This window comes from Nocardia sp. CC201C (assembly GCF_030010695.1).
Lineage (GTDB): Bacteria > Actinomycetota > Actinomycetes > Mycobacteriales > Mycobacteriaceae > Nocardia > Nocardia otitidiscaviarum.
In genome coordinates this window covers 1-23,937 of the sequence record NZ_JASCXP010000063.1, presented here as the reverse complement: position 1 = coordinate 23,937, position 23,937 = coordinate 1, and the positions used below count along the sequence as shown (strand labels likewise).

Genomic DNA, 23,937 nt, shown 5'->3' with positions numbered 1-23,937 from the left:
GAGCATTCGACCGGTCCAAACGGCGAAGCCACAACGCGCTCCCACCGATATGTCGGACTCCGCGTTTACAGTCGTGGCGACCGGACGCCGGCCACCCCATCGGCCATGCCGCCGGGACTACGGAGGGGAATATGACACACCTGCGCCGCGCCGACGAGGACCAGTGGGTGGTGCCCGACGCATGGCACGCCAAAGCCACGCCGTTCCGCGGCCGAGGTCCCGTGCGGGCCGTGCGAACCGACCCCAAGGCGCTCGGACTGTATCGGAAATGGCTGGACGACAAGCGTGTTCGCCTCGCGATCGAACTGACGTCCCGAGGCGGATACCGCGACCTCGCCGAAGCGGCCGCGCATGCGATCGAACATCCCGGGGACGCCACACCGCTGGGTATCGCGGTCGCGGGCGCACTCGCCGCACGGGTGGCCGATGCCACCCGCCCCAAGCCCAATCTGACCGGTCGACTGGTCGACGCATGGGTGGCCGCGCACGGGGCGGGCACAGCCGCGGCGGCGGGTGCGCTGCTGGCCGGACTGTCCGTCGGCCATATCGGCGCCGATCTCACCCGGTGTGTCGCGCGCCGCCCGGAACGCCCGCACGTCTTCGACGAACCGGCCGCGACGCTGCTCCCCCGGCTGCGCACGCATCTCGCGGCGCTGAGCGACACCGAGTACTACGCGGCGGTGGCGGACCTGGGGCGGGTGCGCGCCGAATCGCGGGCGCTGGCCGTGCACACCGCGACCTCGTATCTCGCACCCACCGAACAGGATTGGGTGAACAGCGATCTGGCACTGGCGCGCAGCGCTTCCCACCCCGACAGCGCCGAGACCATGCTCGCCGCGACCGTGACATCGGCCGAACAGCTCGCACTCCTGGACACCCCCGGATACCTGTGGCGGCTCACCGGCAGGGCCGACATCCTGCGCGCGGTGATCGAGGTCGGCCCCGACGCGACGCCGTATCTGACCCAGCTGCTGGACGTGTACGGCTTGTCCGCCGATGACCAGCGCGGTATCGCGGAGCTGCTCGCGCAGTTGCCCACCGATGCCGCGCTCCTCGCGCTGCTGCACCGCACCGACCGGCCCGGGGTTCGCGCGGCCGCCGTCGAGGCGACGTATCGCTTCCCCCGACGGGCCGCGCACGTGCTCGCCGACCTGCCCGACGAGCCGTTCACCGTCGGGCTGCGTGATCTGCTGACCCGTGTGTACCCCGGTCTGAACGCGGGGACGCACGCGCCGCAATCAGCCGTGGAGTGCGTTCCCCGCGATGAACTGCCGGAGTTGCTGCGCATGCCGCCGTGGGAACGCGGCGTCGCGCCCGCGCCGCCGACCGTGCTGCCCGGTCTCGGCTCACCACGGCCGCTCGCTCTGTCGTGGCTTCCCGGCGAACAGGATGGTTGGTCGAATACCTTTGTGGCGCAGACGGATCCGGGCCGCGACTGGGAGGACGAGTTCCAGCGCGTCCGCGATCGGAAATGGCACGGCTCCTGGTGGACGCTGCGACTGATCGCCACCGCGCCCCCGCCGCTGGCACTGGCGAACCTGGATCTGATCGAGCCGACCGAGCTGTGGGACGCCGTCGACCCGCTCCGCCGCATCCTGGTCCGCTGCGGCGATGCCGCCCTCACGACGATCGTCGACGCCGTGCGACACAACGCGGCCACGACGATCTCGGTCCTGCTCCCGGCCACGGGGACCCCGGTCGCGGAATTGATGACCCGTCAGCTCGACTCGCGGCGCAATCGCGCCGTGGCTCTGTCCTGGTTCGAGCGTCACCTGCCCACGGCGGCACCGGACCTCCTCACCGCCGCCTTCGACAAACCGGGCAGACAGCGCACCCTGGCATGGAAGGCGCTACGCGCCCTGGACGGCCGCGGCCACCGGGAGGCACTGGTCACGGCCGCGCACACGCTCGGCGAGTCGGCGGCGGAGGCCCTGGTGGCGGCATTGTCCACCGATCCGCTCGACATCCTGCCGAAAACCGTTCCGACACTGCCCACCTGGCTCGCGCCGGCGGCACTCCCGCCCATCGTGCTGCGCCGCGAGGTCCTGACCAGGCCCGACGGACCGCGCGCCCTACCGCCCGACGCCGTGGCGGCGGTATGCACCATGTTGGCGATGAGCGGCCCCACCGGCGACTACGCGGGCGTCACCCGGTTGCTCGAGCTCGCCGAGCGGGATTCGCTGGCCGAGTTCTGCTGGGCGCTGTTCGAACTATGGGGCTTCACCGGGTACTCCGCCGACGAGAACTGGGTCCTGCACGCCCTGGGCCTGCTCGGTACCGACGACACGGCCCGCGCCCTCACGCCGCTGATCCGCGCCTGGCCCGGCGAGAACGCACACGCGCGCGCGGTGGCCGCGCTGGACGTCTTGACCGCCATCGGCAGCGACGTCGCGCTCATGCAACTCAACAGCATTGCCGAGAAGGTCAAGTTCAAGGGCATCAAGGCCACAGCGCGGGAGAAGATCCGCCAGCTCGCCGAGGAGGCGGGAATGTCGGCGGAGGAACTGGCCGATCGACTGGTACCGGGCTTCGGATTGGCCGAGGACGGGACGCTGCGGCTGGACTACGGACCGCGCGCCTTCCTCGTCGGCTTCGACGAGCAGCTGCGCCCGATGGTTCGCGACGTGGCCGGGACACCCCGCAAGGCATTGCCCAAACCGGGCGTGAAGGACGATCCGGAACTCGCACCGGCAGCATACAAACGGTTCAACAACCTGAAGAAGGATGTGAAATCCGTTGCCGCCGAACAGCTGCTCCGCATGGAGCGCGCGATGGTCCGCAACCGGCGCTGGACCGCCGCGAACCATCGGCGGCTGTTCGTGGAGCATCCACTGCTGTGGCATCCCACCCGCCGCCTGGTGTGGGCCACCTTCGACGCCGACGGCGCGCCGACCGGTTCCTTCCGGGTGGCCGAGGATCGCAGCCTCGCCGACGTCGACGACGATACCGTCACCCTGCCCGATGACATGCTGGTCGGCATCGCCCATCCGCTGCATCTCGGGGACACCCGCGCCGCATGGGCGGAGGTCTTCGCCGATTACGAGATCCTGCAGCCGTTTCCACAGCTGCAACGGGAGATCCACCTGCCCACCGACCGGGACGCCGCCTTCGCCCGCTTCGACGGCACGGTCGTTCCGGCGGGCAAGGTGCTCGGCTTGACCCGCCTCGGCTGGGAGCGCGGTACGCCCATGGACGCCGGTATCTCGGGCGAGATCTTCCGGCCGCTCGGCGACGATCGGTCCGTGGTCCTCGATCTGGATCCGGGCTTCGTGGCCGGTATGGCCCTGGAACTGGGCGACCAGACGATCAGCGTGCACATCACCGCCAGCGGGCAGGAATCCGCGTGGGATCATCGGAACCGGACCGAGCACTCCTTCGCCGACCTGGATCAGGTCACGGTGTCGGAGCTGTTGCGGGAGCTGGTACAGCTCACCACCTGACCGAGGCGAACGACTCAGCGCGAGATCATCAGCGGACCCTGCGGATGCAGTTCGACAATGGCGACCAGGTCACCGTAGGGCACCGCTCCGTGCGCGAATCGATGCGCCATGCGCGCCAGTGCGATCTTGGCTCCGTATTTGATGCGCATCCCCTCGTGTACCCGTTCGGTCACCCGGGGATCGTTGACGATGTGCGCGGTTCCGTAGTGCTGGCGGGATCCCAGTGCGGGGCGGCCGCGCCAGTCGCCGATCTGGACCACGACCCGGCCGTCGTAGGCGAGCTGCTGCGCTTCCTCCCCGTAGGAGGAGAGGACGAAGGCCAGTCGCCCCTGTTCGGCGGGGAGCACCAGATGCGGTGCGGTGGCGATACTTCCCGGTGCGACCGGACGCGTCACCAGCACGGATTTCGCATCCCACCACAGCGATCCGTCATGCCATGCGCTCGTGCCGACCGGGACCATCTCGGCCCGCCGGTGCGGTCTCATTGCGGGTGCGGTGTGCGAAACCATAGCCGATCGAACTCCAAAGTAGTTGTTTGCCAATACCTTTCACACGCGAGTCAGCGCTGACACGGGTGAGACGAGCAACGCCCCGCCCGCCGTCCCAGACGAAGAGCGTCGCGATTGTCCCGAAACCGAGGTTAGCGTCGTCCGCGCGGCCGTGCCACGACGCGCCGGGCCGTCCCGTTCGGTGTGAAGGCCATCTCAGAAAGGGTCTTTCGGCTCTGCCGCGGCGGCCGCCCACCCAGCAGCCTGTACCTGTGATTCCCACTACTGGAACGCCCGGGCCGACGCGAACCATCGACCCGGCGGTGTACGACCAGACGGTCGAACGGCTGTCCGCCGAACTCGCGGGCGTCGTTTCACGACAGCGGGTGGAGCTGGTGCTCCGGTGGAGTCTCGACGATCTGACCGGCAATCCCCCCGGCGCCATGCCCGAACTCGGTGAGCGCCTGGCCCGCCAACGACTACTCGAGCCCGCCCTCCACTCCGAGCGGCGCTGAGCGTATCGCTACGCAGCCTACTCGCGTCCGACTGTCCGACGGTCTGCCCCAGCCGTCGCGCGGCTGGGACAGTATCGAACTGGGCGAGGCCGCGGCCCAGGGCGACCACTGACGATGCGGTCATTCCGCTGCTCGACCCAACCGCTGCTGCGCGCGGACTGATCGATTCAGGCGGCGCGCCGCCGGACGGTGCGCTCGAGAATTCCGAGCGTCGCCCTGAGCGCCGAGGCGGGGACCACCGGGAAGTCGACGCGCCGCCGCCAGTGCTCGTCGACCTCCGACCAGTCGTAATACGAGGTGACGCGGGTGCCGTCCGCGACCGGTTCCAGCCGGTAGCCGTAGACGTGGCGGGCGTGCGGCTTGATGTGGGCCTCCACGGTCCACGCGATCTCGGTATCCGGAACCAGTTCGGTGATGACGACTTCGACGTCGTATCGCCCCAGCGGAAGATCGCCCAACGCCGCTCGATCCATATGGACGACGAACCGGTCGCCGGTCCGCTCGACCGTCGCACCCTCCGCATCGAGGAGCGTTCCCGACGCGTCGATATCGACGTGCCCCTTCGGGTCGGTCAGCACCGAGAAGATGGCGGCGGCGGGCGCGGGGATGAGCCTCGAGACCTCGATCCGTTCGATGGCATCTGCCGTGGAGGGCGTTTCGACGGGGGCGTTCGCATGATTGGACATGAGATCGACGATAACACGAATAATCGATTATCTATTGTTCTGTCTATGATGCTCCTGTGCCCTCCACTCCGCTCTCCACGGGTAAGCAGATGCTGTCCGAGCAGGTCTACACCCACCTGCGCACGGCGATCATGCGCGGCGACCACCCTCCCGGCACCGCCCTCAAACCGCAGGATCTCGCGCGGGACCAGGGCGTGAGTCTGGCTGTCGTCCGTGAAGCGCTGGTGCGCCTGGTCGGCGAAGGTCTGGCCGACCGGCTGCCCAACCGCGGCTTCGCCGTCCCGGAGTACTCCGATCGCCGCTGGCAGGAGATCGCGGAAGCGCGGCGCACCGTCGAACCGGTGCTGCTGCGGCTGTCCATCGCGCGCGGTGACGTCGACTGGGAGGCCCGGGTGCGCGCCGCCCACCACCGGCTGGCCCGCACCCCGGCCTTCGCTCGGGAGGAGGGCGCGTACTACACCGAAGCCTGGTCCGAGGCGCACCGCCGGTTCCACCGCACCCTGCTGGAAGGGTGCGGCAACCCCGTGCTCCTGGAGACCTTCGACCGCTTGTGGACCGCCAGCGAGCTGGCCCGCCGCTGGTCGGCACACCGCAATCCCGATCGGGATGGAGCCGCAGAACACCGCCGCCTGGAGGAGGCGGCGCTGTCGCGCGACGCCGATACCGCCGCCGCCGTACTGACGCGGCACCTCACGCTCACCGCGACCGGACTCACCGATCCCACGTGACACTCCCGGGCACACTGGAGGCATGGACCCCGTCGTCGCACTACGCCAGATCGCGTACTGGAAGGACCGCGCCCGCGAGGACACCCGACGGGTCATGGCCTACCGCAGGGCCGCCGATATCGTCGAACGGCTGGACGCGGCCCAGCGCGAGGTGCTGGGTCGCACCAACGCCTGGCAGTCGCTGCCCGGTATCGGACCGAAGACGGCCGCGGTCATCGCCCAGGCGTGGTCCGGTCGCGAACCCGACGCACTGATCGAATTACGCTCGGCGGCAAGGGATCTGGGTGGCGGTGCGGTGCGCGCGGCGCTGCGGGGCGATCTGCACCTGCACTCGAACTGGTCCGACGGTTCGGCGCCCATCGCGGAGATGGTGGACACCGCCCGCACCCTGGGTCACGAGTACTGCGCGCTCACCGATCATTCGCCGCGCCTGACCGTCGCCAACGGCCTGTCGGCGCAGCGGCTGCGCGAACAGCTCGACGTCATCGACGAGTTGCGTGAACGGTTCGCCCCCATGCGCATCCTCACCGGTATCGAAGTGGATATTCTGGACGACGGCTCGCTCGATCAGGACCCGGCTCTCCTCGATCGCCTCGATATCGTCGTGGCCAGCGTCCACTCCAAGCTCAGCATGGAATCCGCCGCCATGACCAGGCGGATGATTCGCGCCGTCGCGAACCACCGCGTCGACGTCCTCGGCCACTGCACCGGCCGCCTGGTCGAAGGCTCTCGCGGCCGCCGCCCCGAATCCGCCTTCGACGCCGAAGCGGTCTTCACCGCCTGCCGCGATCACGGCACCGCCGTCGAGATCAACTCCCGCCCCGAACGCCGCGATCCACCGACCCGCCTGCTCCGCCTCGCTCGCGATCTGGGCTGCCACTTCTCCATCGACACCGACGCGCACGCCCCCGGCCAACTCGACTTCCTCGGCTACGGCGCCCAACGCGCGGTGGACAACGGCATCCCGATCGAGCGCATCGTCAATACCTGGCCGGTGGACGAGTTGCTGGCGTGGGCTTCCCGCGGCTGACGGCAGCACGGGCAGCGCCGGCTCAGCTCGCGCTGCCCTGTGATCCCACCGAGTGTCGTGATCATCGTGGGTTGCCTGGCGGGTCAACGCGACCGCCACCGGTCCGGCCGCGAGCTGCGATCAGGTCCCGGCCGGATGGCTCAAATGGTCGACGGCGGCGGTGATGAATGCGGCGAGGTGGGCCGGGGGGTAGCGGTCGGGGTCGGTGACGGCCAGACGGACGAGTTGTTCGCCGACCGCCAGCAGTGCGATGGACAGCAGTTCGGGGTCCAGGCGGCTGAGGTCGGGGCGGCGCGGGCGGGCCCATTCGATGAGGGCGCGCAGGTTGTCGCGGGCGAATGCGCGGGCGCGGGCGGCATGTTCGCGGACTTCGGCGGGGGCGTCGTCGGCGGGTGCGGTCAGCAGCAGGGCGGATTCCGGATGTTCGACGACGGCGTGCAGCAGGTTGGTGGCGGCGGTGGTGAGGATGGTTTCGAAGTCGCTGTCGTCGTCGAAGGGTGGCATGGCCGTCGCGAGGGTATCGATGGTGCGTCGCTGTTCGCGTTCCAGCAGTGCCAGCAGGAGCGGGCCGCGGCCCGGGTAGGCGGCGTAGACACGGGGTTTGGCGAGTTGGGCCTCGCGGGCGATCGCCTCCATGGTGGCGGACGCGTAGCCGTCGCGGACAACCAGCCGCAGGGCGGCGTCCAGAACCTGGACGCGACGGACTTCCAGGTCCATGCGCGGTTGGCGTTTCCGCGGCGACTCGAGGGGAGCGGGCATACGGTTCACCGTATGCGGTGCTCAGTACAGGCCGCGCAACCCGACCGGTGGCGGCGCCACTTGCAGCGGCGCGTTGGCCAGCCAGGCTCCGGCGGGCCAGCATACGGGCGCGAGACGCGCCGCCCGATCACGGACGCGCAGGGTGTCGGGCTCGGCGGCGCGCATGATCCGCAGGGCGCGCGACGACAGGTCCCGATTGCGGATGCCCCAGGCGCGCCGGTGGCAGGCGACTCGCTCGATCGTGCGGCGGGCGCGGTGCGGATCGGGAGTGCGGAGGGCGTGCGCGATGGCGGTGGCGGCATCGGTGGCGTCGAAAACCCCGGAGTTGAGCCCTCTTCCACCCCACGGCGCGAACAGGTGTGCGGCTTCGCCGGCCAGCAGGACCCGCCGGTGCGGGTCGGTGTAGGTGTCGGCGACCGATTGGTGGAAGCGGTAGCTCGACACCCAGGTCACATGCTCCCCGTACCAAGGGTCGACGACCTCGGCCGTCCACCGCCGGATGCCGTCGAGACCGGACCAGTAGTCGACGTCGTCGCCGGGCAGGCATTGCAGATCGATGCGCATCCCGCCCTGGAACGGCATATGCATGACATTGCGCCCGCCCAGGCGGGGACAGTTGTACTGGAAGAAGCCCGGCATACGCGGTGTCGTGCCGTCCGGATGGTCGGCGACGTCGACGATGACGAATCGGGTGTCGTCCGGCGCACCCCGCAGGGTCGCACCGATCTCGTCCCGAACCCGCGAGCGCGCCCCATCGGCCCCGATAACGTATGCGGCAGAAAGAGTTTCCCCGGTTTCGAGCTCGATCTCGACTCCGTCCGGACCGCTGGACAACCGCATCAGCGGCGACGCCCACCGAAACCGCACGCCGTGCGCCACGCACGCCTCGTACAGGTGGTTCTCGGTAACCGTCTGCGGCAGACTGACACCCAGCAGTTCACTGGGCATCACCCGCCCCAGCACGCCGCGCCGGGAGCGGTACCCGAACACCCGCCGCTCCCCGTAGTACGCGTCATAACCCCGAACCCGAATGCCCGCCGCCGCAACAGCTTCCCCCAGCCCCGGCAGCACGGCATCGAACCGACGCACGGTCGGCGCGAACAACCCGATAGCCCGACTCCCCGGCCGCACCCGCCCCACCCCCTCGGCCTCCACCACCGTCACCGCCACACCCCGCCGCGCCAACGCCAGCGCCCCGACCAACCCCACCGGCCCAGCCCCCACCACCACACAGTTCGCACTCATCGACGGTTCCCCTTGTCCTGCCCGCTCGCTTCCGACGTTTGATACGGTAGCGTAACTACGGACTCGTAACTATGGATTCGAGAATCCGAGTACCCACGAACCATCGGCACCGGGAATGCTCCTGACCCCGGTGCTGTCACCGTTCGCGGCGGCGTGCGGTCGCTCCGCATGTGCGATCGTGCTGGCGAATGCGTATGTGGCCGCGCGGCGGCGCAGCGGCTCAGGTCAGCTCGGCCGTCAGGACAGGTCCCGGCTCATCTCCACTGTCGGAATGGCGTTGCCGCCCGGGCTGTCTCTGGTACGACCGGTGGGAGCGAAGCCGTGCCGCTCGGCCAACTGTCGCATCGGAGCGTTGTCCTGCCGAGCCCACAGCACCGCTCGACGGTAACCGTTGTCGTGCACCCACTGCAGCTGCGCGTGCAGCAGCCGGTCACTTGCCCCGCTTCCGCGTGCCTCGGGGGCAACCCACACAGCGGCAATCTCCAACGTGTCGGATCGTTCGGGATCGGCAACCGTGCCGATACTGCCGACCGGCTTGCCATCCCGCGTCGCGACAAACCTGCTCATCGCCAACTCGACCAGCGCGCGCCACTCCTGCTCCGTCCGCGCCGACGCCTGCTCGAGGGTGGTCTTGAACGCCCACGGTGCGTCCGCGATGGAACGAAAAGTTAATTCTCGCTGGCATTTCCAATCCTCGGCGGTCAGTCGACGGACATCGAGGGCGTCGTCACGCATAGCACGATCTGCCGGATCCGGTGCGCCGCCGGTCCCGGTCGGTTCATCATGGCCGTGCCGTAAATCACCGAAATCGAGTGCAGCGGCTGCTCTTCCGCCGACTGCGTCGCCGCGTTCACAGTCATTCGTCGTAGCTCGTAGGTGCTCGGCCGATTCCACCAGCGGTCGGCGGCGGACACCTGCCACAAGGGCGATGGCGGCACCCACTCGCTGGAGGACCTCGCCCCGGACGTGGGACCACCTCGACAAAAGCACCCTTCCAACAGTGGATCGCGGGGTAGCTCGACAGTACCGGACGTGGTGACCCGCAGTCACCGAGGACCATCGCCGCCCCAGCCGACATCCACCGGCCCGGCCCGAGGTAGTTATAGCTTCCACGGCGAATGCGGCACGGCGGCAGCGAAGTACATGCGTACCCGCGGGCAGCACGTTGCACTGGTGGCCGCGCCGGTCCTATGCCGCCGCTGGTGACGATATCGTCGGGCCACCGCTGCTCCGGTCGCCCGCGGGTTCACGACTCGGATCGAACCTCGGACAGGAGTCGGGTCGGCTATTCCACGACCGGGAAGTAGGACTCCCCGTCTTCCGGGGTGTCGTCGACCTGCCCGCGGTGCTGACGGGTGGGGCGTGGGTCGGTGTCCTCGGCGTTCTCGTCGGTGACGACGGCGGATGTGTCCAGTGGGGAGAATTCCTCCGTGGGCGGGCCCGCGTCGGGGTCGCGCCGGTCCGCGCTGACGTCCGGTTCCTCGGCGTCGAGGCGGGCGGCGTGGGGTTCGCCGATGCGCTGTTCCCGCTCGGTCATGCCGTACTTGTCCGCGGCGCGCCAGTCCTCCGGTGGTGCGACCACGGTGTCGTCATCGGCGTTGCGTACGTCATCAGGGTCCAGGCTCTCCGTCGAACTCAGCGTGTCGCCGGGACCCATTTCGTCGGCCGGGTCCTGGTTTCCGTTCATGCAGGCCGGATGCCCGTACCGCCCGGCCCGAAACCCGGGTATCCGGAGTGAACTCGCCCACCGTGTCGGCCGACGACACCACACCGCCCGCGCGCACGAATCGCACCAGCCGCACCAAACGCAGGAACCGCAGGAACGGCAACGCCAGGAACACCACCTGCCACCAGTGTTTTCGCAGGAAGCGACCGCGACGCGGGGCCACGTAGAGTCGCAGCAGGAATTCTCCGGCGAAGATCAGCCACAGCCCCCAGGCCGAGACCGCCAAGACTGTGACCAGAACCGGTGACCGCGCCAGCGTCTGCCCCAGCACGACGAACAGGAACACCACGCCGAGGGCGCTCATGGGGCCGTCCAACCGAGCGACCAGCCCTTCGGCCCAGTCCTGGCGCTTCTGATCGGCGCCGCCACCACCTCCCGATTGAGCGGAACGTGGTTCGGTCATGGCGCCATCCGATCGACTGCCCGGCGACCGCCGGATTCTCGATAGCCGTACCCCTCCAGCCGAGCCGAAACCGACGCTCGCCGAAACGGGCCTACTCCCAGTCGTGGCTGGCGTTGCAGGAACGGCACTCGAGGCGCAGATTGCCGAGATCGTTGTACGCCGCTTTCGCCTCGGCCGGGGTCGCGACCGCCGCGTATTTCAGATGGTCGCGCCACCTCCGAATGTGGCCCAGTTCCACGCCGCTCTCCGACACGCCGTTACGGCAGCTCTCGCACAGGAAGATCCGCAGCTGGCGTTGCGGGTTCCACGGGTCGGCCACGGGACGGAACTCGCGGTGGGACAACATCCAGATTCGGGTATCCCGCGACGCGCGTAGGTGATTGGGATCGGTGTACCAGCCCGGTTTGGCCAGACCGTTGACGTAGGCGTCGACAGTCGGCTGATGGACCGCGGCGTCGGGGGTCCAGGTGACATCGAATCCGATGTCCTCGGGCAATGCGATCTCGTGCTGGTAACCGGCCCTCATCGTGGCGCTCCTTCTGAAGCATTTCCGTGAGGGTGGGCGCCCGCAAACCCACCGTCGTCCTATCGTACTTGCGCTGCAATGTGATTCAGACGGAAAACGGCGTTCTGATGCACGACATCAGCCGCGACGCGCCGAACGCTGTTGCACGCTGACGGGCGGCCCGCCAGTCGGGGCGGGCCAGGGTGGTGTCCTCCTCCCGGCCCGTGTCCAGATCCTCGAGATACCGGGACGCCCGCTGCTTGCGCGGGCAAAGCGGCTCGCAGGAAGCGTGGATGGAGAGGATGCCCTCGGCGCGCTGCCGGTTGATGGGCCAGATTCCGCCCTGCTCGCAGCCGTCGTGGATCCAGATATAGGTGCCGCACTCCGACAGCCTCGATCAGCTACCGGACCTGATCGCGACGCTTCGGCACATCCAAGTCGCCTACCTCGAATGGCGGCGGATTCTCGGGACGGGCACACGGGCATCCCGGACGACCTCGACGAGGGGGTCGCCATCCGGATCGAACGCCAGCAGGTCCTGTACCGGGGCGACCACCGGTTCTCCTTCGTGATCGGCGAATCGGCGTTGCGAACAACCGTCGGCGACAACTCGGTGATGCTCGGCCAGCTCGATCGACTGCTGACCGCGATGTCACTGCCCCGAGTAGTGCCCGGTATTCTGCCCGAACGCGCCACGTACGAGGCACCCGCCACGAACGGCTTCATCATGTTCGACAATCGCCTCGTCCACGTTGAGACGATCACCGCCGAACTGTCGGTCACCCAACCGCGCGAAATCGCCTTCTACGGAAGAATGTTCACGCAGGTGTCCGAGCAGGCCGTCTACGGCGAATCGGCTCGGCGACTGATCATGGCCGAACTCGAGGAACGCCGGTAGCGGCCGGCGTCGGTACCGGTGACTACAGTCGTCGACGAACCACCGAGCGCGCTGACAGGGGAATCGATGGCCGTATCCGCACACCGTTCGACGGCCACGGGCCGGGTGGGTGGCGAGTCGGTTTTCGAGCCGACGGCAAAGCAGTTGAAGCAGCTGTTGTTTCGACGGGATGGGTTGTTGCGCGCGCCCCGGGGTGCGGTGGGCGTGGTTGCGGCACTGGGGGAAGTGGGGGCGCTGGGGGTGGAATCCGCTGCGGCGTTGCTGCGTAGGCGAATGGAGCTGCTGCATCACCTGAGCGGTGGAGAGCGGCGGCGGGCGGTGACGGATGTGCATGCGCTGCTCGACTCGTGGAGTGCGGTGCGGGGGTTGGGATTCGCGGCCGAGGTGTTGATGCGGGCGGTCACCGAGCCGTCGTGGGTGCGTCCGCCGCAGTGGGACGCACGGGGCGAGGTGCGGGAGATGCGGGCGGTGTCGGGGGCCTTGCGCAACCGCCTCGCGGGGTGTTCGGAGGAGGAGTTGGTGGCGGCGGTCGCCGTGCTGGACCGGTATCGAGGGACGTCGCGGTGGGCGCGCGTGGTCACGTCGGTGTTGTTGCCGTCGCGGCGGGAGTGGGTGGCGGCGGATATCGAGGAGGCGGTGGCGGCCGGGTCCACGGGGGATGCGCGGCTGCTCGTCGACGCGGCCTGGTCGGTGGCGCAGTTGCGGCGCTTGAATTCGCTGTTCACCGGATATTGGTACGGCACCGAGGGGTTGGCCATCGATACGCCCGGGATGGCGATCACCGTGGTCGACGGGGTTGGGTTCGAAGTGGTGGAGATGCTGACGCACTGGTTCGACCACCCTGGTACCACGCAGGCGCTGCGCGTTCCGATCGCGGACGCGCTCGGCGTGATACCCACGGATGCCGCGTTCGCGGCGCTGGCCGCCCGCATTCTCCGCCCGCCCGCGCTGGCCGCCGTCCGCGGCGCGGCCGCACGCTTCCCGATGCGGGCCCTGCGCCTGCTCGACCCCGGCACCCACGGCGACATCCTGCGCGAGCACATTCACGCTCACCCCGAGCTGGCGCGGCGGCTGAGACCCGAACTTCCCACCACCACAGCCGAACTCATCAACAGCGAACTGGGCCGGATGGCTTCTCAACCCACCACCGACGAGGTCGGGATACCCGGCATACTGCGGAATCCGCCCTGGCAGAACCGGAAACGCGGCAAGGCCGCCGCGGTGGTGCCGGAACTCGCAGCGCCCACCGAACCGTACTGCGCATGGCTGCCGGGCGAACGCGAGGAATGGCGGAACCTGGTACGGCCCGACGACTACGCGGATCTCGACAAGACCCTCGAGCGCCGCGCCGACGGCACGCTGACCGAGCAGGTTCTGGGCGCGCTGGTGCTCGCGGGCCCCGAGCGCGCCCTGCCGATACTTGCCGCCTCCCGGCTGCGCTGGCTCTACGGACCGTCGAAACAGGTCAAGGCCGCCATCGCGGCGTTCGAAACCGCCGCCTACCCGATGGTCGTGGCCGCGGCGCGCGAGTATCCCCACGATATGGAGGACGCGATCGTTCCCTACGCGGGCACGGAACTGATCGACCTCGCGATCACCCGCCTGGACCGGCGCACCCTGCGCCCCGGGGCACTGCGCTATCTCCGCCGCCATGCCCACCACGTCGCCCGCGTGCTGATCCCTCGTGCCGTCGGGTCGGCGGCAAAGGACCGCCGCCTCGCCACCCGGGTCCTACGACTACTGGCGGCACACGGCCACGACGGCGACATACACGGCGCCGCAGCGGAATACGGCGACAAGACCACGGCGGCGGTCGCGGCGCTGCTGGCGGCCGATCCCCTCACTCTGCTGCCCGCCCGGCTCCCGGCGGTTCCGGCCTGGATCAATACGGCCGCACTTCCTCCGGTGCGTACCGCCGACGGCGCGACCCTCCCCGCCGCCGCGGTGGAGAATCTGCTCGTCATGCTCATGCTGGCCGACCCGTTCGAGCCGTATGCCGGTGTGGCACAGGTGTATCGGCACTGCGATCCGGCATCGCTGGCCGACCTGGCATGGGAACTGTTCTCGCAGTGGCAGCGGGCGGGTGCGCCCACCCGGCACAGCTGGGTGTACGACGCCCTCGGCTCCTTCGGCGATGACGACACGGTGGCCGCGCTGCTCAACCACGTCCGCGCCCATCGTTCCGATCCGCGCTCGGTGTCGGCGCTGGACGCCTTCGTCGCCATCGGTTCCGATGCCGCGCTGCTGGCATTGCGGCATATCGGCGAGAAGGTCAAGACCACTCGCGTGCGCGAGGGCGCGAAGGAGCGCATCGAGGCGGTGGCGGAGCGGCTCGGGCTCACCGCCGATCAACTGGCCGATCGCCTGGTGCCGGATCTGGGGCTGCGCGCGAACGGCACCGCCGTCCTGGACTTCGGACCGCGACGGTTCGTGGTCGGCTTCGACGAACAGCTGCGCCCGACCGTCGCCACCGCCGACGGCACCCAGGTCCGCTCGCTGCCCAAGCCCGGAGTCCACGACGACCCGGAGCGAGCAGCGCAGGCCCACAAGGATTTTCGCGCGCTCAAGAAGAACGCGCGGACGATCGCCACGGATCAGATCCGCCGCCTGGAGCGGGCCATGGTGGTCCAGCGCCGCTTCACCGTCGACGAACTGCACACCCTGTTCATCGGCCATCCCCTGCGCTGGCAGGTGACCCGCCGCTTGGTCTGGGGCGTCTACGAGGGTGATGCGCTGACGACCACCTTCCGTATCGCCGAGGATCGCGGCTTCGCCGACAGCGCCGACGACGGGATCACCCTCACCGACGATGCGGTGCTGGGCGTCGCCCATCCGCTCCGGTTTCCGGGTGAGCTCACGTCCTGGCGGGAGATCTTCGCCGACTACGAACTCCTGCAACCCTTCCCCCAGCTCGACCGGGAGACCCACGCGCTCCCCACGAACCTCCGCGACCGCGACGTGCTCGGCGGCGCGGGTGCGACGGTCGAGGGGCCGCGCCTGCTGGGGCTGGCGTCACGCGGCTGGCTCCCCCCGGAGACCGGCGACGGCGGCTACATCGACAGCTTCGAGAAACCGCTGCCGCACGGCCGCGTCCTCCACCTGAGCTGCGACCCGGGCCTGCCGACCTGGGATCTGAACGGTTCGCCGAAACAGTCCATCGAGGTGCGTCTGCATCCGACCCGCTCGACGTCCGGCGGCATCACCTTCGGCGACCTGGACACCGTCACCGTGTCGGAAATCCTGCGCGATATCGCCTGGCTGCGGCATGAGCGCCACTAGCGAACGGTCATAATCCCTGCATGGGTGACCCGAGGCGCGTCCGGTGACGGCGACGGCGGTGGCGGTGCTGGTCGCCGGCGTACTGATCGCGGCGGCCGTCGTGGCCTGGCCGCGCACCCGCCGCACCGTGACCACCTCCGCCGAACGCGCGGTGCACAGCACCCTGCACACCGCTTCCCTGGCCGCGAACGCGCTGCGGCGGGGCCTCACCGAGGAGTCGGCCAGCGAGGCCGCGCCGCACCTGCGCACCCTGACCGCCGCCGACGGGCTCGGTATCGCCGATCCGGAGGGGCAACTGCTGGCGTGGGACGGCGGGCACGCCGACCTCGCCGACCGGTTCACCGAGGCGGCCCGGCGCGCGGTGGACGGGGAACGCCGGGTGCTGGATGCCGGACCCGAGAACGGGGCCTATCCGCGCCGCATCCTCATCGCGCAGCCGCTGCTCATCGACAGCACCGGCCCGGTCGGGGTGCTCGGCGTCGTCACCACCGTGCAACCCGAGCCCGGTATGCTCGGCGCGCTCGCCGAGGTGGCCCGCTATGTGTGCGGGCAGCTGGAATTGGCCGAACTGGACGCGTCCCGCGCCCGCCTCGACCGCGCCGAGGTCCGTGCCCTGCGCGCCCAGATCAGCCCGCACTTCATCTACAACGCCCTCAACACCATCGCCTCGTTCGTGCGCACCGACCCCGCCCGCGCCCGCGAACTCATTCTCGACTTCGCCGACTTCACCCGCTATTCCTTCCGGGCGGCGGGCGAATTCACGGTGCTGTCGGACGAGTTGAGCAATATCGACCGCTACCTCGCCCTCGAACGCGCCCGCTTCGGCGACGCCCTCCAGGTACGCCTCCGGATCGCCCCCGAGGTGCTCGGGGTGGTCCTGCCCTTCCTCGCGCTGCAACCCCTGGTCGAGAATGCCGTCCGGCACGGTCTCGCGCCGCGGCCCGGTGGCGGCACGGTCAGCATCGTGGCCCTCGACGAGGGCACCGACTGTGTGATCAGCGTGGAGGACGACGGTGTCGGCATGGACCCGGAGCTACTGCGCTCCGGCGCTCTGGATGCCGTCGAATCCGGTTCCCGCACCGCCGGTTCCGAATCCGCTCACGTCGGCCTGGCCAATGTGGACGACCGTCTGCGCGCCGCCTTCGGCAACGACTACGGCCTGGTCGTGGAGACCGCACCGGGCGCGGGCACCAAGGTGAGCATGCGGGTGCCGAAGTTCCGCGCGGGCATCCGCGCGTGATCCACGGACCACACCCTTGCCTCATCGTCTCAGACAGCTTACTTTGAGGGGCACAACGAAGTGAGACGGGTATGGGTGAGACAACAGGGCCACGGTACGAGGTCGCGGTCATCGGCGCGGGCCCCGGCGGTATCGCGGCGGGAGTGACGCTGCGCCGCGCTGGAATCCACGATTTCGTGGTGCTCGAACGCGCCGACGAGGTGGGCGGCAGCTGGCACGAGAACCACTATCCCGGTCTGGGCGTGGATATCCCGGCGCTGGCGTACCAGTACTCCTTCGCCCGCAAGGCCACCTGGAGTCGGATCTTCCCGCGCGGCGAGGAGGTCAAGCGCTACCACGTCGAGGTTGCCCACCGCTTCGGCGTCCACGAACGGGTGCGCTTCGGCGCGGAGGTGCGGCGCGAGGAATGGGATGACGCGGCCGGGCACTGGAACCTGCGGCTCGCCGACGGTTCCACCGTGACGGCCCGCTTCGTGATCAGTGCCGTCGGCGCGTTCGTCCGCCCCCGCGAGGATGTGGGTATTCCGGGCGCACGGTCGTTCCAGGGCACGGTACTGCGCCCCAGCAGTTGGGATCACGACTACGACCTGTCCGGTAAACGAGTCGGCGTCATCGGCACCGGCGCGAGCGCGGTGCAGATCATTCCGTCCATCGCGCCGCGGGTCGAGCGGCTGACCGTCTTCCAGCGCACACCGGTCTGGGCACTGCCCAAACCCGATATGGCGATTCCGGCTCCGGCACAGCGGATACTGGCGATTCCCGGTGTACAACCGCTGCTGCACGGTACCGCGCTGGTGGCGGTCGACCTGGTGCTGCGCACCGCGGTGAGCACACCGAGCCGTATCGCCCGACCCGCCATGGACCGCTTCGACGCGAGCTGTCAGGCCCTGTATCGGCGCTATCTGGCGCGCGTGGTCCCGGAGGCCGCCACCCGGGAACGCCTGACCCCGAACTTCGGCGTGCTGGCCAAACGTCCCACCCTGTCGAACGACTATCTGCGGACCTACAACCGGGACAATGTCGACCTGGTGACGGAACCGATCGAGAAGATCACCGCGACCGGCGTTCGCACGGCCGACGGCACCTCGCACCGGCTCGACGCGCTGGTGCTGGCGACCGGGTACGAGGTGTTCTCCGATCCGGAGACCTATCGGCCCGGAACCGTAGTGGGCCGCAACGGCTTCGACCTCGCGACGTTCTACCGGGAGCAGGGCTTGCAGGCATATCAGAGCGTCTCGGTGCCCGGGCTGCCCAACCGCTGGACATTGGTCGGCCCGTATTCGTGGACCGGTTCGGGCTGGCACGCCTTCGTGGAGATGACCGCCGATCACGCGGTCCGCGCGATCGGCGAGACCCGCCGCCGCGGTGCGGCCTGGTGCGAGGTGCGCGGCGACGTCGCGGACGCCTATCACCGCGCCATCCACCGCCGCGGCGCGTCGCTGCGCTACTACCTGGCCGAACTCAACGGACACGTGCCCACCTACTATCGGAACTCCCAGGGCGACAGCACCTATGTGCGGCCGTCCGGATTCTTCGAGGCCCGGCGCGGCAACCGCCACTTTCCACTCGATGACTACCGCTACGGCAGGTCCACGGCGCGGGCCGAGACGGCCTGAGCACCGTCGGACGGCCCCGGCGCGATCGACTCCACGGATAGTGCCGGATTCGCGGGGTTCGCCCGTGATGCCCGGCCGGTGGCCTACGATGACCCGATTGTGACCCCGACCAGCGACAGCGGACCGGGCGCGCTACGCGTGCTGGCCGTCGACGATGAGCAACCGGCCCTGGATGAGCTGGTCTATCTGCTGCGCGCCCAGCCGGATGTGGGCGAGATCCATCGGGCGGGCGATGCCACCACGGCGCTGCGGCTGCTGCGCGCGCATCCGGTGGACGCGGTCTTCCTCGACATCAATATGCCCGGACTGGACGGGATGGAGTTGGCGGGCATCCTGTCGGCCTTCGCCGACCCGCCCGCGGTGGTGTTCGTGACCGCACACGACGACCGCGCGGTGGCCGCGTTCGATATCGGGGCGACGGACTACCTGCTCAAACCGTTGCGGGAGGCTCGGCTCGGCGAGGCGGTGCGGCGTCTCGCGGCCGCCCGGGCGGATCGGCCCACTCGCGCCGATCCGGACGAGGTGCTGCCGGTCGAACTCGGCGGAGTCACCCGGCTGGTGGAGCGGTCCACCGTGAGCTGGGTGGAGGCCGAGGGCGACTACGCGCGGCTGCACACCGCCAGCGGGTCGCATCTGATCCGGATTCCGCTCTCGGAACTCGAAGCACGCTGGCGGGAAGCCGGTTTCGTACGGATTCACCGCTCGTATCTGATCGCGCTGCGCATGGTGACCGGCCTGCGCACGGTCGGCACCGGCACCGTGGTGTGCCTGCGCGCGGAGGGGTCCGCCCCGGCCGTGGAGCTGCCGGTGAGCCGTCGCCAGGTGCGCGATCTCAAGCAGCGGCTCATCCGCCCGCGAAAGCCCGTCCGATGACCGGCCCGCAGCGGCCGGTGCGGCAGCGGGTGGTGCTGGCGCAGCGGCGCGGGGCACGCATGGTGCGGACGCGGGTGGAGGTGGCCGAGCAGACCGAGATCGGTGCGGCCATGATCGACGGGCTGATTCGGGCGCAGTTCGGGCTCGCGGTGCGGACGGGCCTGGTCGTGGTCGCGGTGCTGGGCGCGCTGCCCGTGCTGTTCGCCCTCGGCGTGGGGTCGACGGTGGTGCTGGGCATCCGGCTGCCGTGGCTGCTGCTGGGTGTGCTGTCCACTCCGCTGCTGTACGCGGCGGGCCGGGTGTATCTGCGGCTGGCCGATCGCAATGATCAGGACTTCGCCGAACTGGCCGAGGACTGAGGGTGGACACCGCCCCGGCCTCCGGGCTCACCCTCGCGGCACTGGTGCTGGTGGCGGTCGCCACGGTCGCCATCGGCGCGCTCGGCGTCCGGTTGGCCCGCACCACCTCCGACTTCCTGGTCGCCTCGCGCGGTGTGGGATCACGGCTCAACGCCGCCGCCATCTCCGGTGAATACCTGTCCGCCGCATCATTTCTCGGCGTCGCGGGACTGATCGCCAAATTCGGGGCCGACGCCCTGTGGTATCCGGTGGGATTCACCGCCGGATATCTGGGCCTGCTGCTGTTCGTGGCCGCGCCGCTGCGCCGCTCCGGCTCCTACACGGTGCCCGATTTCGCCGAGTTCCGGCTCGGCTCGCTGCGCCTGCGACGGTTGGCGGCGCTGATCGTGGTGCTGGTGTGCGCGCTCTATCTGATTCCCCAATTCCAGGGCGCGGGGCTGACGCTGCGCATCCTGCTCGGCGTGCCGGGATGGGTGGGTGCGGCCGCGGTCGGCGTGATCGTCATCGCCAATGTGACCGCGGGCGGGATGCGCTCGATCACCTTCGTCCAGGCGTTCCAGTACTGGCTCAAACTCACCGCGGTAGCCCTGCCCGCGCTGGTCCTGCTCGTGCACTTCCTCGGCGACCACCGCGAATTCGGCACGCCCGCACCGCCCACGGTCAGTCAGCGCACCACCGTGGATGTCACCACGGCGGTCACCGTGCGTATGCCCACCGACGCACCGCAGGTGACCTCGATCCAGGGCACCCTGGACGGGCGCGCCGTGCACGGCCTGGTCACCCTCACCCCGGGTGAACACACCCTCGGCGCGGACACCACGGTCGTGCTCGAGCCCGGCGACACCGTGCCGGTCGTGGTCGGCGCACCCGCCGACGGCGCGGACTGGGTGCGGGCGGGCGGCGGCTTCGGCGGGCCGCATCCGCTGTACGCGGTGTACTCGCTGATCATCGCGCTGTTCCTGGGGGCCATGGGATTACCGCACGTGCTGGTGCGCTTCTACACCAATCCCGACGGTCGCGCCGCCCGCGCCACCGCGCTCGCCGTCATCGCCCTGGTCGGCGTGTTCTATCTGTTCCCGGTGCTGCTCGGCGCGCTGGCACGGCTGTACGTGCCGCAACTGCTGCTCACCGGCACCTCCGACGCGGCGGTGCTGCTGCTGCCCGGCGCGGTGCTGTCCGGACTGCCCGGAAAGCTGTTGGCCGCCTTGGCCGCCGCCGGCGCGGTGGCAGCCTTCCTGTCGACGTCGTCCGGGCTGCTGGTGAGTATCGCGGGCGTGCTCAGCACCGATGTGCTGCGCGGGCGCATCCGGGATTTCCGGGTGGCCGCGCTCATCGGCGGCGCGGTGCCGCTGGGCCTGTCGTTCGGTGTCGCGACCCTCGATGTCTCCCGCACCGTGGGCCTGGCCTTCTCCCTGGCGGCGTCGACGCTGTGCCCGCTGCTGGTGCTGGGCATCTGGTGGCGCGGACTCACCGCGACGGGCGCGGCGGCCGGACTGGTCATCGGCGGGCTCACCGCGGGCGGCGCGACCGCGGTCTCGGTGCTGGGCGGGATCAGCGACACCGCGGCGAACGGCTGGCTCGCCGCCATCCTGGGATATCCGGCGGCCGTGAGCGTTCCGCTCGCCTTCCTCACGATGATGCTGGGCAGCAGGCTGACTCGCGGCCAGTCGGCGCGCGAGGTGGCCCGCATCTTCGTCCGCATGCACGCTCCCGAACGCCTCGGCATGGGCGCGGACCGCGAGCGCGGCCTGCACTCGGCATGATCGCCGCGCACCGCTGAGCGGCCCGCCGCGCCAACCGTTCGTCGCGACGCAGCGACCGCTCACCGCACGATCGCGCGGGTTCACCGAGTGACCCAGGCCACACCGTGCTCCAGCCCCCGACCGCTCGTTACGGTTCTGGCGAAGTAAGCCACATCACACGCTAGGACTCTCCCATGAGCAGTACCGATCTCGACGACGGTACGCGGCCCGGCCGCGTACCCACCGCCGAGGACTTCGTCGCCGCCCAGGCCAGCCCCGAATTCCAGGAGCTGCGAACTCGACTGCGGCGCTATGTCTTTCCCATGACGGCGCTGTTCCTCACCTGGTACCTGATGTACGTGCTGCTGGGCGCGTACGCACACGACTTCATGGCCACCGAGGTGTTCGGCAATGTCAATCTCGGTCTGCTGCTCGGCCTCGGCCAGTTCGCGTCGACCTTCCTGATCACCGGCCTGTACGTGCGGTTCGCCAATCGCGAACTCGACCCGCGCGCCGCCGCCATCCGCAACGAACTCGAGGGAGGCCCGGCGTGACCAGCTATCTCGCCGCCACGACGGTCGGCAATCCGGCCGCCAATATCGCGATCTTCGGCCTGTTCGTGGCCGTGACCATGATCGTGGTGATCCGCGCCAGCCGCAACAATGCCAGCGCCGCCGACTATTTCACCGGCGGCCGCGGCTTCTCCGGCCCGCAGAACGGCATCGCCATCGCCGGTGACTACCTGTCGGCGGCCAGCTTCCTCGGTATCGCGGGCGCCATCGCCGTCTACGGCTACGACGGCTTCCTCTACTCCATCGGATTCCTGGTGGCGTGGCTGGTCGCCCTGCTGCTGGTGGCCGAAATGCTCAGGAACACCGGCAAATTCACCATGGCCGACGTGCTGAGCTTCCGGCTGAAGCAGGGCCCGGTGCGCACCGCCGCGGCGCTGACCACCCTGACCGTGTCGCTGTTCTACCTGCTGGCGCAGATGGCCGGCGCGGGTGGCCTGGTGGCGCTGCTGCTGGATGTCACCTCCGAGGCGGGCCAGGCCCTGGTGATCGCCGTGGTCGGCATTCTCATGATCGTGTACGTGCTGGTCGGCGGCATGAAGGGCACCACCTGGGTGCAGATCATCAAGGCGGTGCTGCTGATCAGCGGTGCGGCGTTCATGACCGTGCTGGTGTTCGCCAAGTTCGGCTTCAACCTCTCCGAGATCCTGGGTTCCGCGCAGCACACCGTCTCCGAATCCACCAATGCGGGCGTGGCGGCGCGCGATGTGCTCGCCCCGGGCGCGCAGTACGGCGGCAGCGAGCTGTCCAAGCTGAACTTCCTGTCGCTGGGTCTGGCACTGGTGCTGGGCACCGCCGGTCTGCCGCATGTGCTGATGCGCTTCTACACGGTGCCGACCGCCAAGGAGGCGCGGCGCTCGGTGGTCTGGGCTATCGCCCTGATCGGCGCGTTCTACCTGTTCACCCTGGTGCTCGGCTACGGCGCGGCGGCGATCGTCGGCCCGGACAAGATCCTCGGCGCGGCGGGCGGCCAGAACTCGGCGGCTCCGCTGCTCGCCTTCGAACTCGGCGGCGTGCTGCTGTTGGGCATCATCTCCGCGGTCGCCTTCGCCACCATTCTGGCGGTGGTCGCGGGCCTGACCATCACCGCGTCCGCGTCCTTCGCCCACGACATCTACGCCGGTGTCATCAAGCGCGGCAATGTCGATGAGACGAAACAGGTTCGGGTATCGCGGATCACGGCGGTGATCATCGGTCTGCTCGCCATCGGGCTCGGCATTCTCGCCAACGGTCAGAACATCGCCTTCCTGGTGGCGCTGGCCTTCGCGGTGGCGGCCTCGGCGAATCTGCCGACCATCCTGTACTCGCTGTTCTGGAAGCGCTTCAACACCACCGGCGCGCTGTGGAGCATGTACGGCGGCCTGCTCTCCACCATCGTGCTGATCGTGTTCTCCCCCGCCGTCTCCGGCTCCAAGTCGGCCATGCTGCCGTCGATGAGCTTCGACTGGTTCCCGCTGTCCAACCCGGGCATCGTGTCGATCCCGCTCGCCTTCGCGCTCGGCATCGTCGGCACCTTCGTGGGCCGTGACAAGGAGGATCCGGTCAAGGCCGCCGAAATGGAGGTGCGCTCGCTCACCGGTGTCGGCGCCGAGAAGGCCGTCGTGCACTGACCGCCCGTCCCGGGCTCGCTCTCTCGTCATGTCAAGGAGTATCGAATTGTCCAGCAGTGTCACCCATTCCGAGGTCTACCCGCCCAGCGCCGAGTTCGCCGGGGCAGCCCATGCCGACGCCTCGCTCTACGAGCGGGCCGACGCCGATCGGCTCGGCTTCTGGGCGGAGCAGGCGCGGCGACTGCACTGGGATCAGCCGTTCGACCGCGTACTGGATTGGGATGAC

The 23,937-nt window shown here is 69.4% G+C and carries 23 protein-coding genes; 14 read left to right on the top strand and 9 right to left on the bottom strand.

What is annotated here, in order from left to right; translation table 11 throughout:
* The first annotated feature begins 131 nt into the window (after positions 1 to 131).
* The gene (locus tag QK444_RS09790; protein WP_282779128.1) at positions 132 to 3,440 is read left to right on the top strand and encodes a DUF4132 domain-containing protein; all 3,309 of its coding nucleotides are present in this window, start codon (positions 132 to 134) and stop codon (positions 3,438 to 3,440) included.
* A gap of 14 nt (positions 3,441 to 3,454) precedes the next feature.
* On the opposite strand, the gene QK444_RS09785 is transcribed toward QK444_RS09790, so the two are convergent.
* Complete coding sequence (locus QK444_RS09785) at positions 3,455 to 3,925, bottom strand: hypothetical protein (RefSeq protein WP_282779126.1); 471 nt, start codon at positions 3,923 to 3,925, stop codon at positions 3,455 to 3,457.
* 275 nt (positions 3,926 to 4,200) lie between these two features.
* Here QK444_RS09785 and QK444_RS09780 point away from each other — a divergent pair, with 275 nt between their 5' ends.
* Complete coding sequence (locus QK444_RS09780) at positions 4,201 to 4,443, top strand: hypothetical protein (RefSeq protein ID WP_282779124.1); 243 nt, start codon at positions 4,201 to 4,203, stop codon at positions 4,441 to 4,443.
* A 167-nt stretch (positions 4,444 to 4,610) separates the two neighbouring features.
* Here QK444_RS09780 and QK444_RS09775 read toward each other — a convergent pair whose 3' ends face one another.
* Entirely contained in the window at positions 4,611 to 5,129 is a 519-nt protein-coding gene (locus QK444_RS09775; protein WP_282779122.1) for an SRPBCC family protein, read from the bottom strand.
* Positions 5,130 to 5,185: 56 nt separating this feature from the next.
* Between QK444_RS09775 and QK444_RS09770 the strand changes: the two genes are divergently transcribed.
* Both QK444_RS09770 and QK444_RS09765 read left to right on the top strand, forming a co-directional pair.
* A complete protein-coding gene (locus QK444_RS09770; RefSeq protein WP_282779120.1) occupies positions 5,186 to 5,857 on the top strand; it encodes a GntR family transcriptional regulator in 672 nt (223 codons plus the stop codon).
* 22 nt (positions 5,858 to 5,879) lie between these two features.
* Positions 5,880 to 6,887 carry a PHP domain-containing protein gene (locus QK444_RS09765; protein ID WP_282779119.1) on the top strand — a complete coding sequence of 336 codons (1,008 nt, stop codon included), beginning with the start codon at positions 5,880 to 5,882 and terminating at the stop codon, positions 6,885 to 6,887.
* Between the two features lie 120 nt (positions 6,888 to 7,007).
* Here QK444_RS09765 and QK444_RS09760 read toward each other — a convergent pair whose 3' ends face one another.
* The 7 genes from QK444_RS09760 to QK444_RS09730 all read right to left on the bottom strand — a co-directional run bounded on the left by QK444_RS09760 (position 7,008) and on the right by QK444_RS09730 (position 11,546).
* The gene (locus QK444_RS09760; RefSeq protein WP_282779118.1) at positions 7,008 to 7,646 is read right to left on the bottom strand and encodes a TetR/AcrR family transcriptional regulator; all 639 of its coding nucleotides are present in this window, start codon (positions 7,644 to 7,646) and stop codon (positions 7,008 to 7,010) included.
* Positions 7,647 to 7,667: 21 nt separating this feature from the next.
* The gene (locus QK444_RS09755; RefSeq protein WP_282779117.1) at positions 7,668 to 8,891 is read right to left on the bottom strand and encodes an FAD-dependent monooxygenase; all 1,224 of its coding nucleotides are present in this window, start codon (positions 8,889 to 8,891) and stop codon (positions 7,668 to 7,670) included.
* Positions 8,892 to 9,128: 237 nt separating this feature from the next.
* Positions 9,129 to 9,626 carry a GNAT family N-acetyltransferase gene (locus tag QK444_RS09750; RefSeq protein ID WP_282779116.1) on the bottom strand — a complete coding sequence of 166 codons (498 nt, stop codon included), beginning with the start codon at positions 9,624 to 9,626 and terminating at the stop codon, positions 9,129 to 9,131.
* The gene (locus tag QK444_RS09745) at positions 9,593 to 9,751 is read right to left on the bottom strand and encodes a hypothetical protein (RefSeq protein WP_282779114.1); all 159 of its coding nucleotides are present in this window, start codon (positions 9,749 to 9,751) and stop codon (positions 9,593 to 9,595) included. The genes QK444_RS09750 and QK444_RS09745 overlap by 34 nt, the downstream gene beginning before the upstream one ends.
* 425 nt (positions 9,752 to 10,176) lie before the next feature.
* On the bottom strand, positions 10,177 to 10,578 hold the full coding sequence (locus QK444_RS09740; protein WP_306358593.1) for a hypothetical protein: 402 nt from the start codon (positions 10,576 to 10,578) through the stop codon (positions 10,177 to 10,179).
* The gene (locus QK444_RS09735; RefSeq protein WP_282779110.1) at positions 10,502 to 11,020 is read right to left on the bottom strand and encodes a hypothetical protein; all 519 of its coding nucleotides are present in this window, start codon (positions 11,018 to 11,020) and stop codon (positions 10,502 to 10,504) included. The genes QK444_RS09740 and QK444_RS09735 overlap by 77 nt, the downstream gene beginning before the upstream one ends.
* A 91-nt stretch (positions 11,021 to 11,111) precedes the next feature.
* Positions 11,112 to 11,546 carry a GH-E family nuclease gene (locus QK444_RS09730; RefSeq protein WP_282779108.1) on the bottom strand — a complete coding sequence of 145 codons (435 nt, stop codon included), beginning with the start codon at positions 11,544 to 11,546 and terminating at the stop codon, positions 11,112 to 11,114.
* 430 nt (positions 11,547 to 11,976) lie between these two features.
* Here QK444_RS09730 and QK444_RS09725 point away from each other — a divergent pair, with 430 nt between their 5' ends.
* From QK444_RS09725 to QK444_RS09680, 10 genes are all read left to right on the top strand, one after another.
* On the top strand, positions 11,977 to 12,423 hold the full coding sequence (locus tag QK444_RS09725) for a DUF5753 domain-containing protein (protein WP_282779106.1): 447 nt from the start codon (positions 11,977 to 11,979) through the stop codon (positions 12,421 to 12,423).
* A gap of 66 nt (positions 12,424 to 12,489) precedes the next feature.
* On the top strand, positions 12,490 to 15,702 hold the full coding sequence (locus tag QK444_RS09720; RefSeq protein WP_282779104.1) for a DUF4132 domain-containing protein: 3,213 nt from the start codon (positions 12,490 to 12,492) through the stop codon (positions 15,700 to 15,702).
* 43 nt (positions 15,703 to 15,745) lie between these two features.
* A complete protein-coding gene (locus tag QK444_RS09715) occupies positions 15,746 to 16,942 on the top strand; it encodes a histidine kinase (RefSeq protein ID WP_282779103.1) in 1,197 nt (398 codons plus the stop codon).
* Positions 16,943 to 17,013: 71 nt separating this feature from the next.
* Positions 17,014 to 18,558, top strand: coding sequence for an NAD(P)/FAD-dependent oxidoreductase (locus QK444_RS09710; RefSeq protein WP_282779102.1), 1,545 nt, complete (start codon positions 17,014 to 17,016; stop codon positions 18,556 to 18,558).
* Between the two features lie 99 nt (positions 18,559 to 18,657).
* Positions 18,658 to 19,431: a LytTR family DNA-binding domain-containing protein gene (locus tag QK444_RS09705; RefSeq protein ID WP_282779101.1), complete on the top strand. Its 774-nt coding sequence runs from the start codon at positions 18,658 to 18,660 to the stop codon at positions 19,429 to 19,431.
* Entirely contained in the window at positions 19,428 to 19,790 is a 363-nt protein-coding gene (locus QK444_RS09700; RefSeq protein ID WP_029924004.1) for a hypothetical protein, read from the top strand. The genes QK444_RS09705 and QK444_RS09700 overlap by 4 nt, the downstream gene beginning before the upstream one ends.
* Positions 19,791 to 19,792: 2 nt before the next feature.
* Positions 19,793 to 21,553, top strand: coding sequence for a cation acetate symporter (locus QK444_RS09695; protein ID WP_282779099.1), 1,761 nt, complete (start codon positions 19,793 to 19,795; stop codon positions 21,551 to 21,553).
* A 173-nt stretch (positions 21,554 to 21,726) separates the two neighbouring features.
* Positions 21,727 to 22,086 carry a DUF485 domain-containing protein gene (locus QK444_RS09690; protein WP_282779097.1) on the top strand — a complete coding sequence of 120 codons (360 nt, stop codon included), beginning with the start codon at positions 21,727 to 21,729 and terminating at the stop codon, positions 22,084 to 22,086.
* Positions 22,083 to 23,711, top strand: a complete 1,629-nt coding sequence (locus tag QK444_RS09685) for a cation acetate symporter (protein WP_282779095.1) — start codon at positions 22,083 to 22,085, stop codon at positions 23,709 to 23,711. The genes QK444_RS09690 and QK444_RS09685 overlap by 4 nt, the downstream gene beginning before the upstream one ends.
* A gap of 28 nt (positions 23,712 to 23,739) precedes the next feature.
* The coding region (locus QK444_RS09680) for an acetyl-coenzyme A synthetase N-terminal domain-containing protein (RefSeq protein WP_282779093.1) at positions 23,740 to 23,937 on the top strand (198 nt) is incomplete at its 3' end.